Source organism: Collinsella sp. TF11-5AC (assembly GCF_003436775.1).
In the GTDB taxonomy this organism is placed as follows: Bacteria; Actinomycetota; Coriobacteriia; order Coriobacteriales; family Coriobacteriaceae; genus Collinsella.
Genome location: NZ_QSQO01000003.1, coordinates 125,449 through 139,319, shown reverse-complemented (window position 1 = coordinate 139,319; position 13,871 = coordinate 125,449). Strand labels below are relative to the sequence as shown.

Below are 13,871 nucleotides of genomic sequence, written 5' to 3'. Positions count from 1 at the left end.
CATGGCGCTACTCGTCCAGAGCGGAAAGGTCGATGCCCAGGGCCTCGGCCGTCTCGTCGTTCTTGACGACGACCAGGTCCTTGCTCGAGAGGTGCTTGATCGGCATATCCTCGGGCTTGGCCTCGCCCTTCAGGATCTTAACGGCCATCTCGCCCGCGGCGTAGCCCAGGTCCTTATAGTTGATGGAGAGGGTGAACAGGCCGCCGGCCATGCACATACCCTCCTCGCCGGTCACGAAGGGGAGCTTATTCTCCTTGCAGATCTGGCCCACCTGCGAGGCACCCGCGGCAATCGTGTTGTCGGTGGGGGAGTACAGCGCGTCGACCTTGCCCACGGCGGACTCGACGACGGACTGAATCTCGTTGGAGCTCGAGACGGTGAAATCGGTGTACTCGAGGCCCAGCTTGTCGAGTTCCTTCTTGGCGGCCTTGATCTGGACGTCGGAGTTGGACTCAGCGGTGCAGTAGAGCAAGCCGACCTTCTTAACGTCGGGCAGGACCTTCTGCATCATCTCGAGCTGCTCGGCGACCGGGGTGAGGTCGGAGGCGCCCGTGACGTTGGTGCCGGGCTTGTCGTTGTCCTGGACCAGGCCGGAGGCGGCGTAGTCGGTGATGGCGCAGCCCACGATGGGGATATCGGCCGTGGCACCGGCGGCAGCCTGCGCGGCGGGCGTGGCGATGGCATAAATCAGGTTGACGTTGTCGCCCACAAACTTGTCGGCAATGGACTTACACGTGGACTGGTCGTTCTGGGCGTTCTTCTGGTCGATCTTGACCTTAAGGCCGCTCTCCTTGATGGCCTTGACAAAGCCGTCGTTGGCGGCATCGAGTGCGGAGTGCTCGGTGAGTTGCAGAACGCCGATGGTGTAGTCGGAACCGGCGGCAGCAGAGCCGGAACCAGAGTTGCCGCCGCATCCGGCGAGCGGGGCGAGCGCGAGCAGACCGGCGGAGACCAGAAGGCTCCTGCGGCTGATGGTGATGTCCTTCATATCATTACCCCCAGTATAAAAATGGCTGGAAACACTGCACTGGGACAAAGTGCAAGTGGAACTATAGTAGCGCTGATGTCCATTTTTACAACAGCCTGGCGGGTTTTTTAATACAGAATCGGATGGGCGGTACGGGTAGTCGAATGGGCGGCGGAGGGTCTTATGCGGCGGAGGAGGCATCGTCCTCGTCCAGGACGGCGAAGAGCTTCTTGCCGTCAAGGAGACGTGTGGTGACGTTTCTCATGCGGCCGATCTCAACGGTACGCAGCGTGTCGTCGGCGCCTCGCGCGTCATAGACCGTTCCCAGCAAATATGAGATGCCGTCTCGTTGCTTGATGGCAAAGGGCCGGAGTGTCATCCGCGCCACTTCGACCTCTCCGCGTGCCGTGACACTCGAAATATCAAAACTCACCGTGGTTCCGTGGTCGATGGCCTGCTCGATGAGCTCGCAGGCATCGATGCGCTTGACGGGCGTGCGTGTGGCCTTGGTGGATTTGTCGCCTGCGCTTGGAGCAGGCTCGGGTGCATCGAGGTAGCCGCGAACGTCGGCACTCGCCATGGCGACCAGGTGCTGCGCTATGCTCTTTCGAATGGCGATGGGCGTGGAGCGGTTGCGCATGACCATGCCGTGGAGCCGGATGATCTCTTCGTCGGTGAGCGGACGGGTCAAGAGTCGATAGCCAACGCCGCGCTTGTACTCAATTTCGTATCCGGCATGGCGAAGTGCGGAGATGGCGGTGTAGATGCTGCGCCGTGCCGCCGAGATGGGCATGCGGGCGGGGTCGTCGGGATGGGCGAGACGCCGGATCAACTCATCGGAAAGCATGGCCTTGTCCTCGCCGGTGTTTTCGCTTAATAGTTGCAGGATGCGAACGGCGCGATAGGCTGCCATCGAGGCGGCGCCCCTCGTCGTGGTCTCGTAAGTTTCAACAGCGGTTTCGGTCATGGCGTCCACGTCCTTTCCGTTTTGGGTGGCGACGGTATGGAGCCTAGGGCGCGGGGCTTTCCCAGGGGTGCAGGACGCTCCGGGCGGTCGGTAGTCGTCGGCAAGCGGCGGGTCGAGTTTTCAACAGCCCTGCTCAACTGACCAAAATCTTGCCAAAAGCTTGACGGATACTGTTGAAAAAAGCGCCCCTCGGCTTGCCGAGAGGCGCTGGCGTGATGCGCTGGAACGCGTTTGGTGGCGCTGTGGCGATTAGAAGTCGGCGTTGCCCACGGTGCGCGGGTGCGGCAGGACGTCGCGGATGTTGCCCACGCCGGTCAGATACATGACCAGGCGCTCGAAGCCCAAGCCGTAGCCGGCGTGCTTGCAGGAACCGTAGCGGCGCAGGTCAAGGTAGTACTTGTACTGCTCGGGATTCATGCCCAGGTCCTTGATGCGGGCCTCGAGCAGATCCAGGCGCTCCTCGCGCTGGGAGCCGCCGATAATCTCGCCGATACCGGGAACCAGGCAGTCGGCGGCGGCGACGGTCTTGCCGTCCTCGTTCATGCGCATGTAGAACGCCTTGATCTCGGCCGGGTAGTCGGTTACGAAGGTCGGTCGCTTAAAGTGCTCCTCGGTCAGGAAACGCTCGTGCTCGGTCTGCAGGTCGATGCCCCAGCTGACGGGGTAATCAAACTGGTGGCCAGCAGCGACTGCCTGCTCCAGGATTTCGACAGCCTCGGTGTAGGTAACGCGGGCAAAGTCGGAGTTTGCCACATGGTCCAGGCGCTCGATCAGGCCCTTGTCCACAAACTTGTTGAGCATATTGAGCTCGTCGGGGCAGGTGGCCATAACGTCCTTAAGGACGTACTTGAGCATGGCCTCGGCGTTATCCATGTAGTCGTTCAGGTCGGCAAAGGCCATCTCGGGCTCGATCATCCAAAACTCGGCGGCGTGGCGCGTGGTGTTGGAGTTTTCGGCGCGGAAGGTGGGGCCAAAGGTGTACACGTCGCCAAAGGCCATGGCAAAGTTCTCGGCATTGAGCTGGCCGGACACGGTAAGGCTCGCGTGCTTGCCAAAGAAGTCCTGGCTCCAGTCGACCTCGCCGGACTCGGTGAGGGGCGGATTTTTGGGGTCGAGCGTGGTCACGCGGAACATCTCGCCGGCGCCCTCGCAGTCACTCGTGGTGATGATGGGGGTGTTGACGTAGACAAAGCCCTGCTCCTGGAAGAAGCGGTGGATGGCGGCAGCCGCGACAGAACGGATGCGGAACACGGCGCGGAACAGGTTGGTGCGCGGGCGCAGGTGCTGCTGGGTGCGCAGGAACTCGACGGTTGCGCGCTTCTTCTGCAGCGGGTAATCCGGGGCGCTGACGCCCTCGACCTCGATGGAGGTGGCAGAAAGCTCGAAGGGCTGGGGCGCATCGGGGGTCAGCTTGACGGTGCCGGTGCAAATGAGTGCGGCCGAGACGTTTTGATGGGCGATCTCGTCGTAGTTGTCGAGTGCCTCGCGGTTCATGACGACCTGCAGGTCGCGGAAGCAGCTGCCGTCGTTGAGCGTAACAAAGCCAAAGTTCTTCATGTCGCGGATGGACTTGACCCAGCCGGCGACGGTGACGGTCTGGCCGCCAAGCGACTCGGCATCGGCGTAAAGCTGCGCGATTTTGGTGCGGTTCACGTATCCTCCCATAACGGTTGAATGATAGTTATCCATACAGTTCGATATTCTAGCAGCTCGGCTCATTTGGGCTATACAGATAAGGCATTGGCGGGATGGTTTTTCAAACGAAAAGCGCCCACGGCAAATGCTCGTGGGCGCTTTTCGTGTTGCCTTTTGGCTGTGTGGCGCGGGGCCTGGCTACTTGGTCTTGGCTACCAGCAGCGGGTCGCCCAGCTTGACGAGCGGGTTGCCGCCGATAAGCGTTCCGGACTCGCCGACATGGTCGATGCTCTTAAGACGATCGAGCTCGGAGATGATGACGGTCACGATGTCCTCGTGGCCGGCGGCCTTGATGGCCTCGCGATCGAAGCTGATGAGCGGCTGGCCGGCCTTGACCGTGTCACCCATCTCGACAAAGCGGGCAAAACCCTTGCCGTTCATTTCCACGGTGCCCAGGCCAACATGGATGAACACGCGAAGACCGTCCTCGGTGATCATGCCGATGGAGTGGTTGGTGACGGTGGTGGCGCCGATACGGCCGTTAGCGGGGGCGTAAATGGTGCCGGTAATGGGCTCGATGCCGTAGCCCTGGCCGAGCATGCCCGAGGCGATGGTCTCGTCGGGAACCTCACCCAGATTGACGAGCACGCCGTTGACAGGAGCGTAGATGACGCCTTCGCGGGTGGCGAAGCTTGCTGCGGGCGGAACGGACGCCTCGCCCGACGAAGTGAACGTGGACTTGAGCGAATCGAGCAGACCCATAGATGCCTCCAACGTATCAGGCGCGCATGTTGCACGCGTGTGGTTTGCCGGAAACGTTTCGTACGTGTTTCCCAGCACGGTCAGCGCTCCTATTTTACGCTGTCCAACGATACCTCTGAACAGCGATTTTGTGATATATCAGTTGAAGGCCAACTTATTGCGGGGGTGTTTCTGCGCCGCGGGCTCAAGTGGGGTACGCTAAGGTGCGAAAAACGAGTGCGCACGAATCGCACGGAGGGAGCACCTATGATTATTGAGAACCATGCGCTGTGGGGCGAGGAGCCGACCGAGGATTATCCGGCGACGTTTACGTATCTGGGTGCCGAGCCGCTGCCCGACAAGCCCAATGGCCGCCGCCCCGCGGTGATCATCTGCGGCGGAGGCGGGTTTACGCATATCGCTCCGCACGAGCAGGACCCGGTGGCGTTTGCGTTTTTGGACCGCGGCTACCAGGCCTTTGTGCTCAACTATGTGACGAGCGCCACGGGCGACGTGAGTTTTCCGCACCCGCAGGCGGACCTCGCCAAGATGGTCGCTACCGTGCGCGCCAACGCCGACGAGTGGCATGTCGATCCCAAGCGCGTGTGCATCGTGGGTTTCTCGGCGGGCGGCATGATCTGCGCCTCGTTGGCAACGCAGTGGAAGACCGGACCTTTCGCGGGCCTTGCCGGGGCTCGTCCGGAGGATATTCGTCCCGACGCCGTGGTGCTGGGCTATCCGTTGCTCGACCTTGCCTATGTGCGCGATATGCAGACGCGCGACCCGCGCATCGACCTGCGCGTGCCCAAGACGGGTGGCAAGACGGGGCGCGATTTGCTCAACGACTATCTGTCGATGGTGACGGGCGGCGAGGCGACCGATGAGCACCTGGCCGACATTTGCCCTACCACGCACGTTTCGCGCCAGATGCCTCCGACCTTTGTGTGGGGCGTTTCGGACGACAAGACGGCGCCGATTGCGCAGGTCTATCCGTTTGCGCAGCGCATGGCCGAGGAAGGGGTCGCATGCGAGATGCACGTCTTTGACCAGGGTGGCCACGGCCTTTCGCTCGGCAACGCCAATACCGCGGTCGACAACGAGGACAAGCAAGTGGCAGTCCGTCCTTGGATCCGCCTGGCCTTCCGCTTCCTGGAGCGCCATATGTAAAAGTAGACTACTTGCCCGTTTCAAAAAGTCTGCTTAGAGGAGGAACCATGCTTGAGGGTACGTATGTGGTTTCGGCCCAGACGCCGGTGGGGAGTAGACGCGGCGAGGTGACGTTTTCACATGGGGTGAACGGCGCGCTCAGGGCAGTACTAAACGTCAGGGGTCTCAATATCGCTCTCTCGAGTGCCCGTGCTGAGGGCGATTTCTTTGAGCTCTTGGGTACTATCTCCCACGTCTTGATGGGCAAGGCGCCCTTTACATGCACGGGGTCGGTCGAGGGTGATCGACTCACTGCTACCGCGCGGTCGGGTTCCGTTTCGATCTCGCTGAGCGGTATGCGTAAAGAGCCTTCGGGGCGCACCGCATAAAGTTTGCGCAGGTAAACATCGGTATTTGACTTTATAAAATAGTTCAGAGCGCTATCATTTGTCGTTACGAGTTGGTTAACCCCGGTAAACGGTTAACCGCGTCTAACGAAAGGATGAGCGCGTGAAGCTCGATACACTCGAGATTGGAAAGGACGCCGTTGTCGCATCGGTGACATCCGACGACCAGGCGCTCCGTCAGCATATTTTGGACATGGGCCTGACGCCGGGCACCGAAGTCACCATGATGAAGTACGCCCCCATGGGCGACCCGCTCGAGATTCGCCTGCGTGGCTACGAGTTGACGCTGCGCAAGGACGATGCCGCTCGCATCGAGCTCGTGGGTATTCACGACACCGATACAGGTCCGCGCGCTAACGCCGCAATCGGCACGACGGAGCATCCGGCCCTGGGCGAGGGGACGTATTCGCCCCGTGCGGCAAAAACGGCCGTGCCCGAGGGCGCACCGCTGCACTTTGCCCTCGCTGGCAACCAAAACTGCGGCAAGACCACGTTATTCAACCAGCTTACGGGCTCCAACCAGCACGTCGGTAACTTTCCCGGCGTGACGGTCGACCGCAAGGACGGCACCATCCGTAACCATCCCGAGGCAAGCGTTACCGACCTGCCCGGCATCTATTCGCTGTCTCCGTACACGGGCGAAGAGATCGTCAGTCGCCAATTTATCCTGGACGAAAACCCCGACGCCATCATCGACATCATCGACGCTACTAATATCGAACGCAACCTGTACCTGACGCTGCAGCTTATGGAGCTCGACCGCCCCATGGTCATCGCGCTCAACATGATGGACGAGGTGACGGCCAACGGCGGCGCCGTGGACGTCAACCTGCTCGAGAGCCTGTTGGGCGTGCCTGTTGTCCCCATTAGCGCTGCCCGCAACGAGGGTATCGGCGAGCTGGTGGATCATGCCTTGCACGTGGCACGGTTCCGCGAGCGCCCCGGTCGCCTGGACTTCTGTGCGCCCGATGGCTCGGACGGCGGTGCACTGCATCGCTGCATCCACGGTATTGCCAACCTGATCGAGGACCATGCCGTGACGGCGCACATTCCGGTGCGTTTTGCGGCGACCAAGCTGGTTGAAGGCGACGAGCTGGTGACCGAGGCGCTTCACTTGGATCGCAATGAGCTCGACGCTATCGAGCACATCATTACCCAGATGGAGGGCGAAGCCGGCACCGACCGTCTGTCCGCGCTGGCCGATATGCGCTTTAGCTTTATCGGCGACGTGTGCGGGCGTTGCGTCGTCAAGCCGCACGAGAGCCGCGAGCACGTGCGCTCCGTCAAGATCGACCGCATCCTGACGGGTCGCTACACAGCCATTCCGGCGTTTCTGGTGATCATGGGCCTCGTCTTTTGGCTGACGTTTGGCGTGATCGGCGCGGCGTTGCAGGGACTCATGGAGGACGGCATCGCTGCCGTCATCGCCTCGGCCGATGCGGGCCTCAAGGCGTTCGGCACCAACGACGTGGTACGCTCGCTGGCTGTCGACGGCGTGCTTACGGGCGTGGGCAGCGTGCTGACCTTCCTGCCGATTATCGTCGTGCTCTTTTTGTTCCTCTCCATTCTGGAAGACTCCGGCTACATGGCGCGCGTGGCCTTTGTCATGGATAAAGTGCTGCGTCGCTTTGGCCTGTCGGGCCGCAGCTTCGTGCCTATGCTCGTCGGTTTTGGCTGCACCGTGCCGGCTATCATGTCAACCCGTACGCTCCCATCCGAGCACGACCGCAAGATGACCGTCATGCTCACGCCGTTCATGAGCTGTTCGGCCAAGTTGCCGGTCTACGGTCTGCTGTGCGGGGCGTTTTTCCCGCAGGCGACGGTTCCCGCCATGGTCTCGCTCTATTTGATTGGCATTGCGGTCGGTTGCATCGCGGCTTTGGTGCTCAATCGCACGGCATTTAAGGGTGACCCGGTGCCGTTTATCATGGAGCTTCCCAATTACCGTCTGCCGAGCGTCAAGACGACGGTGATGCTGGCATGGGATAAGGCCAAGGACTTTATTACCAAGGCCTTCACCATTATCTTTGCCGCCACCGTGGTCATCTGGTTCCTCCAGACGTTCGATATTCGCTTTAACGTGGTCGCCGATCAGTCGCAAAGCCTGCTTGCCAGTTTGGGTAGCATCATCGCGCCGGTGCTGGCGCCGCTCGGCTTTGGCGACTGGCGTGCGTCGACGGCTCTCGTCACCGGACTTATCGCCAAGGAGAGTGTCATCTCGACCCTCACGGTGCTTCTGGGCGCAACCTCGCCCGCTGCACTGTCGACTATGTTCTCGCCGTTCACCGCCTATGTGTTCCTGGTCTTTACGCTGCTGTACCCGCCCTGCGTGGCGGCCATCGGCGCCGTCAAGAGCGAGCTGGGCGCGCGCTACGCCGTGGCCGTGTTCGCGTTCCAAGTGACGGTTGCCTGGATTGTGGCGTTTGTCGTGCATTCGGCAGGCATATTGCTGGGGTTGGCTTAGTTATTTATTGATGGCGCAACCTCTGTGTATTGAGTTGATTACGGCCCCGCATCTGTTGCTGACGGATGCGGGGCCGTTGCTATATAATCGCCCATCGCTCAAGACAATCGGAGAGGGTTCCTACATGACTCAGGCAAGACAAGATGGCATCTCGCTCAAGCAGTGGCTCCCGCTTATCGGGCTCGCCTGCTGTGCGTTCGTATTCAACACGTCGGAATTCATGCCCATTGGCCTTCTGATTGATATTGCCGCATCGTTCTCGCTCACCGAGGCCCAGGCAGGCATCATGATCTCGGTCTATGCTTGGGGCGTCATGCTGCTGTCGCTGCCGCTCATGGTGTTTGCCTCACGTTTTGAGTTCAAACGGATGCTGTTGGGCGTGCTTGCCGTGTTTTCGCTGGGCCAGTTCCTGTCCGCCGTGGCGCCCACCTATCCTATTTTGGTCTGCGCGCGCCTGGTGGTCGCCTGCGCGCATGCCGTGTTCTGGTCGGTCGCCTCGATCATGGCTTCGCGCCTGGTCGACACCCGCCATGGGGCGCTCGCCATCAGCATAATCGCCACGGGCTCGTCCATCGCGCAGATTTTTGGCCTGCCGATCGGCCGCGCCATCGGGCTGGCCGTGGGCTGGCGCATGACATTCGCCGTGGTCGGTGCCTTCTCTGCCGCCGCGGTGGTGTACCAAGCCGCGGTGTTTCCGGCTATGCCGGCGGGTGAGCGCTTTACCGTCAAACAGTTGCCCGTGCTGCTCAAGAACCCGTTCCTGATCGCGCTCTACGCGGTCACGGTCTTTATGGCAACCGGCTATTATGCGGGTTACAGCTATATCGAGCCGTTCCTGGCGCAGGTCGCGCACGTCGACGCAAGCGCTATTACCATGACGCTGACGGCGTTCGGCTGCTCTGGTCTGCTCGGAAGCTGGCTGTTCGGCCGTCTGTTCGATGGGCATCGCTTCCCGTTCTTGGCTATCACGCTCTCCGGCGTGCCGGTGGCTCTGCTGCTCATGGGTCCGGTTGCACCGTCGCTCGTCGCCGTTCTCGCTGTTTGCGCGCTATGGGGCTGCTGCGCCACGGCCTTTAACGTGGCGTTTCAGGCCGAGCTCATCAAGTACACACCGGCGGATTCGTCGGCCGTCGCCATGTCGATCTTCTCGGGCCTGTTCAATCTGGGTATCGGCACGGGCACCGCAATCGGTGGCGCCGTGGTTTCGGGTCCCGGTATCGCTTGGATTGGCTTCGCGGGCGGGGCGATTACCGTCGTGGGCGTCATCCTCGCCATCACGGTGCTGTTCCCGGCCATACGCCGCGCAAAGCCCGTCGCCTAATCACGTCCCCTCATCAGCTGCGGTGGAATAGCTCCTGTTTAAGGCCCCTGAAGGTCCAAGCAGGAATTATTTCACCGCAACTTATTTTGGGGGAGGGGATACGCGGCGGGCATACAATGGATGTCGTTGCGTGAAAGCTTGCCGGGAGGTTGCTATGTGGGCATACGAGACGACGTTCTATCAGATCTATCCGCTGGGCTTTTGCGGAGCTCCGCGCGAAAACGCCGCGCCCGTTGCCGAGGATGAGCTCGCCCAGGCTGCCAACGCTGCGCCCAACCCCGATGCGCCCATCATGAAGATCGCCCAATGGGCCGACTACCTGCAAAAACTCGGTATTGGCGCTGTGCTGATTAACCCGCCGCTCGAGTCTGATAGCCACGGCTACGATACGCGCAGCCTGCGCCATATCGACCGCCGCCTGGGCGGGGATGCCGATTTTGCCGCCGTATGCGAGACGCTGCACGCCCATGGCATCCGCGTGGTGCTCGATGCCGTCTTCAACCATGTGGGCCGTGGCTTTTGGGCCTTCCGCGATGTGCAGGAGCGTAAGTGGGACTCGCCGTACAAGGATTGGTTCCACATCAGCTTTGACGGCGATTCCTGCTATGGCGACGGCTTTTGGTACGAGGGCTGGGAAGGCCATTTTGAGCTCGTGAAGCTCAACCTGCAAAACCCCGCCGTGGTCGATTACCTGCTCGAGTCCGTGCGCCGCTGGGCCGAGGTCTTTGGCGTCGACGGTCTGCGCCTGGACGTTGCCTATATGCTCGACCGCGACTTTATGCGTCGCCTGCACGCCTTTACCCGTGAGCTCAAGCCCGACTTTGTGCTGATCGGCGAGACGCTTCACGGTGACTACAACCAGATCGTCAACGACGAGATGCTCGACTCCTGCACCAACTACGAGTGCTACAAGGGCCTGTACTCCAGCTTTAACTCGGTCAATATGTTCGAGATCGCGCATTCGCTGCATCGCCAGTTTGGCGGCGATCCGTGGTGCATCTACCGCGGCAAGCACCTGCTGTCGTTTGTCGACAACCACGACGTGCCGCGCCTGGCAAGCATCCTCACCGACAAGTCGTGCCTGCGTCCCGTCTATGGCATGCTCTTTGGCATGCCGGGCATTCCGTGCGTCTACTATGGCAGCGAGTGGGGGATTGCCGGCGAAAAGGGCGGCCCCGATGGTGACTGGGCGCTGCGACCTGCGCTCGATGAGCCTGCGCCCAACGAGCTGACGGCGTTCATCACGCAGCTTGCGCACCTTCGCTCGGCCGATGACGCGGCGGCCTGTGCTCTCAACTACGGTGCCTATCGCAACGTGGTGATCCAGAACAAGCAGCTGCTGTTCGAGCGCGCCTGTGATGACGCGACGGTGCTCGTGGCGGTGAGCGCCGTGGGCGAGCCTTACACCTTTGGCGCCGGCGAGCTCAACGGGTCCTTTGTCGACCTGCTTACCGACGGTGCACCTGCGGTTGAGCTTGCGGGCACGCTTGAGCTTGCACCCTACGAGGTGCGCTATCTGTTGAGAGCCTAGCCCATGGCCGTGTCTGACGAGGACTATCAACATATTGAGCATGGGTTTGAGCCTGTGTTCGACCAGCGCTCGCGCGTTTTGGTGCTGGGGTCGTTTCCCTCGGTGCTCTCGCGTGCAAATGCCTTTTATTACGGCAACCCTCAGAATCGCTTTTGGCGTGTGATGGCTGCGTGCCTCGGTGTGCCTGTGCCGCCCAACGAGGGCGATCCTTTGGCAAGCGGTGAGCCCGCGACGCTCGATGCCTCCATTGCTGCCAAGCGATCTATGCTGCTGAACGGCGGCGTGGGCCTGTGGGATGTGATCGAGAGTTGCGACATTAAGGGCTCGAGCGACGCGAGCATTCGCAACGTTGTGCCGGCACATATCGAGCGCATTACCGATGCCGCGCCGATCGAGGTCGTTGTCTGTAACGGCGGTACGGCAGGGCGACTCTACAAACGCTACTTGCAAGATCGGACGGGGTTGCCCGCCGTCGTCCTGCCCTCGACAAGTCCTGCCAATGCCGCCTGGCGACTGGAGCGTCTTGTCGAGCGTTGGCACGAAGCCGTTGACTGGGCTGTTATTTAATTTAGATTTTTGTTTGAGCGTGGGCGCCCAGACGTTTCAGAACGCCTCGCCAGATCGGCGCGGGCACGGCTGGCTCGGCGCAAACCATGCCGTCGGCGTCGACGTTGGCGGCATTGCCGCCGCCAAGTCGCTGTGCATGCTCGACGGAGCAGCCCATGCGCACGGCGCCCACGAGCTTGTCCATGGCCTCCGAAAACGGTCGCCGCAAGAGTCCCATGCGCGGGGAATGGCGAAGCGCTGCGATGCCGCTGCCGGCGCAGATGGCAACGCCGCCACACCACAATTGGTCATGGCGCTCACATGCCTTGTGCAGGCGAACGGCGGTCCCACGCGCCTGCTCAGTGCCCTCTTGTGCGGCTCGAATCGCGGCATAGACGCGCGTTCCCGTACCGCCAAAGCGCTCAAGCGCCTGCTCGATAGCAGTCAACGTCTCATCGTCAGCCACATCTTCAATGGCCAGCACGATGCCATCGGCAACGCTGCCGGCGTCATTTGCCTTCAAGTCGACCGGGCGGGGGAGTGCGGTGCCGGAAAGTTGAGCATAGGCGGCGATGGCATCCTGCAGGTCCCAGAGCAAAAAATCAAGATCGGCGCTATTGGGAATACTGATATACGCAATGGTGTGCAGTGTTTTTGGTAAGTCGCCGCGCGCGGTCGTCTCCATGCCATCTCCTTTCCGGCTCGTTTCCGTTTAGGTTACACCGTCTGGTGGCGCCCCGCCGCGCTATCCTAGTGCAACCCTTACGAAAGGAACGCCATGCGTCTGCCCATGAATACCTCGCTTGCCATGCTCAAGCCCTCCGGTATCCGCCGGATTAACGCGCTCGCCGCCCAGCATCCGGGGTGTATCGCGCTCGCGCTCGGCGAGCCCGATTTTCCCACGCCCGATGTGATTAGCGCCGAGGTGACCGCCGCGCTGGACCGCGGTGACACGCACTATCCGCCCAACAACGGTCGCCCCGCCCTGCGTGATGCACTGTCCGAATATATGGATGACGCGGGCCTGGCGTTTTCCGCCGATGAGGTCATCCTGACCGACGGCGCGACCGAGGCACTGTCGGCAACATTTATGGCTATGCTCAACCCCGGCGACGAGGTCATCATCCCCACGCCGGCCTTTGGCCTGTACGAGAGCATCGTCGTGGCCAATCACGCCAAGGCTGTCTTTTTGGATACGGAGCCTGCGCAATTCCAGATTGACGAGGATGCGCTTCGCGCCTGTGTGACCCCGGCGACCAAGGCCATCGTCATCTGCTCGCCCAACAATCCCACGGGTTGCATCCTCGACACGGCATCGCTCGACGCCGTGGCGCGCGTGGCAGAGCAGGCGGGCATCTACGTAGTCTGCGACGACGTATACAACCGTCTGGTCTATGTGGATGGCTACGAGCGCTTTGCCCAGCGCCACCCGGAGCTGCGCGACCAGACGGTGGTCATCGAGAGCTTCTCCAAGCCCTGGGCCATGACCGGCTGGCGCTTGGGCTGGCTCGCAGCGGCAGCCCCCGTCATCGCCGAGATCGCAAAGGCTCACCAATACTTAGTATCGAGTGCTGTCTCCTTCGAAATGGACGCCGCAGCCCGAGCCCTCACCGTCGACCCAACCCCCATGCTCAAAGTCTACCGAGCCCGCCGCGAACGCGTACTCGCAGCCTTAGACGCCATGGGCCTGGACGTCGTGGAGCCCGCAGGAGCCTTCTACACTTTCCCGAGCATCAAACAATTCGGCCTAACAAGCGAAGACTTCTGCATCAAAGCCATCAAAGAGGCAAACGTAGCCCTGGTTCCGGGCGACTGTTTCGGCACCGAAGGCCACATCCGCCTAAGCTACTGCGTCTCCGACAAAGACCTAGACGAAGGTCTCCACCGCCTATCCACCTTCGTCTCAACCCTATAGCCATCAGGGACGCAACATATCAGCCCACCGACTTAAGGCTTATGAGTGGGGGGCGCCGGCCAACGGGAAACCGGGCTGCCCCAAAGTCACCGCAGGCCGCGCCGCCGAAGGCCAGGCGCAAGGTTTTCGTAGATTCCGCACGAGCCGAAGAGCACTTAATGTGCTCTTCGTGCGAGCCCAGGACCTGACCGAGCGAAAACCTTGCGCCTGGCCTTCGGCGGCGCGGCCGGA

12 protein-coding genes are annotated in these 13,871 nt (G+C 61.4%); 7 read left to right on the top strand and 5 right to left on the bottom strand.

What is annotated here, in order from left to right; all coding sequences use genetic code 11:
- Positions 1–7: 7 nt before the first annotated feature.
- From DXD16_RS02810 to DXD16_RS02795, 4 genes are all read right to left on the bottom strand, one after another.
- Positions 8–988, bottom strand: coding sequence for an ABC transporter substrate-binding protein (locus DXD16_RS02810; RefSeq protein WP_117563784.1), 981 nt, complete (start codon positions 986–988; stop codon positions 8–10).
- A gap of 160 nt (positions 989–1,148) precedes the next feature.
- Positions 1,149–1,934, bottom strand: a complete 786-nt coding sequence (locus tag DXD16_RS02805; protein WP_089572510.1) for a hypothetical protein — start codon at positions 1,932–1,934, stop codon at positions 1,149–1,151.
- A gap of 249 nt (positions 1,935–2,183) precedes the next feature.
- A complete protein-coding gene (gene asnS / locus DXD16_RS02800; RefSeq protein ID WP_117563868.1) occupies positions 2,184–3,587 on the bottom strand; it encodes an asparagine--tRNA ligase in 1,404 nt (467 codons plus the stop codon).
- 180 nt (positions 3,588–3,767) lie between these two features.
- Entirely contained in the window at positions 3,768–4,331 is a 564-nt protein-coding gene (locus DXD16_RS02795) for a PTS glucose transporter subunit IIA (RefSeq protein ID WP_117563782.1), read from the bottom strand.
- Positions 4,332–4,577: 246 nt separating this feature from the next.
- Between DXD16_RS02795 and DXD16_RS02790 the strand changes: the two genes are divergently transcribed.
- From DXD16_RS02790 to DXD16_RS02765, 6 genes are all read left to right on the top strand, one after another.
- Positions 4,578–5,477 carry an alpha/beta hydrolase gene (locus tag DXD16_RS02790; protein ID WP_117563781.1) on the top strand — a complete coding sequence of 300 codons (900 nt, stop codon included), beginning with the start codon at positions 4,578–4,580 and terminating at the stop codon, positions 5,475–5,477.
- 47 nt (positions 5,478–5,524) lie between these two features.
- Complete coding sequence (locus DXD16_RS02785; protein WP_117637613.1) at positions 5,525–5,845, top strand: hypothetical protein; 321 nt, start codon at positions 5,525–5,527, stop codon at positions 5,843–5,845.
- A 121-nt stretch (positions 5,846–5,966) separates the two neighbouring features.
- Complete coding sequence (feoB, locus tag DXD16_RS02780; RefSeq protein WP_117655042.1) at positions 5,967–8,327, top strand: ferrous iron transport protein B; 2,361 nt, start codon at positions 5,967–5,969, stop codon at positions 8,325–8,327.
- Between the two features lie 124 nt (positions 8,328–8,451).
- Positions 8,452–9,648, top strand: a complete 1,197-nt coding sequence (locus DXD16_RS02775) for an MFS transporter (RefSeq protein ID WP_117655041.1) — start codon at positions 8,452–8,454, stop codon at positions 9,646–9,648.
- 154 nt (positions 9,649–9,802) lie between these two features.
- A complete protein-coding gene (locus DXD16_RS02770) occupies positions 9,803–11,179 on the top strand; it encodes an alpha-amylase family glycosyl hydrolase (RefSeq protein WP_117655040.1) in 1,377 nt (458 codons plus the stop codon).
- A 3-nt stretch (positions 11,180–11,182) separates the two neighbouring features.
- Positions 11,183–11,746, top strand: a complete 564-nt coding sequence (locus tag DXD16_RS02765; RefSeq protein WP_117563776.1) for a uracil-DNA glycosylase family protein — start codon at positions 11,183–11,185, stop codon at positions 11,744–11,746.
- A gap of 1 nt (position 11,747) precedes the next feature.
- On the opposite strand, the gene DXD16_RS02760 is transcribed toward DXD16_RS02765, so the two are convergent.
- Positions 11,748–12,410 (bottom strand): hypothetical protein, encoded by a 663-nt coding sequence (locus tag DXD16_RS02760; RefSeq protein ID WP_117563775.1) that lies wholly within the window; start codon positions 12,408–12,410, stop codon positions 11,748–11,750.
- A gap of 93 nt (positions 12,411–12,503) precedes the next feature.
- On the opposite strand from DXD16_RS02760, the gene DXD16_RS02755 reads away from it, so the two are divergent.
- Positions 12,504–13,640: a pyridoxal phosphate-dependent aminotransferase gene (locus tag DXD16_RS02755; protein ID WP_117655039.1), complete on the top strand. Its 1,137-nt coding sequence runs from the start codon at positions 12,504–12,506 to the stop codon at positions 13,638–13,640.
- Positions 13,641–13,871 lie beyond the last annotated feature (231 nt).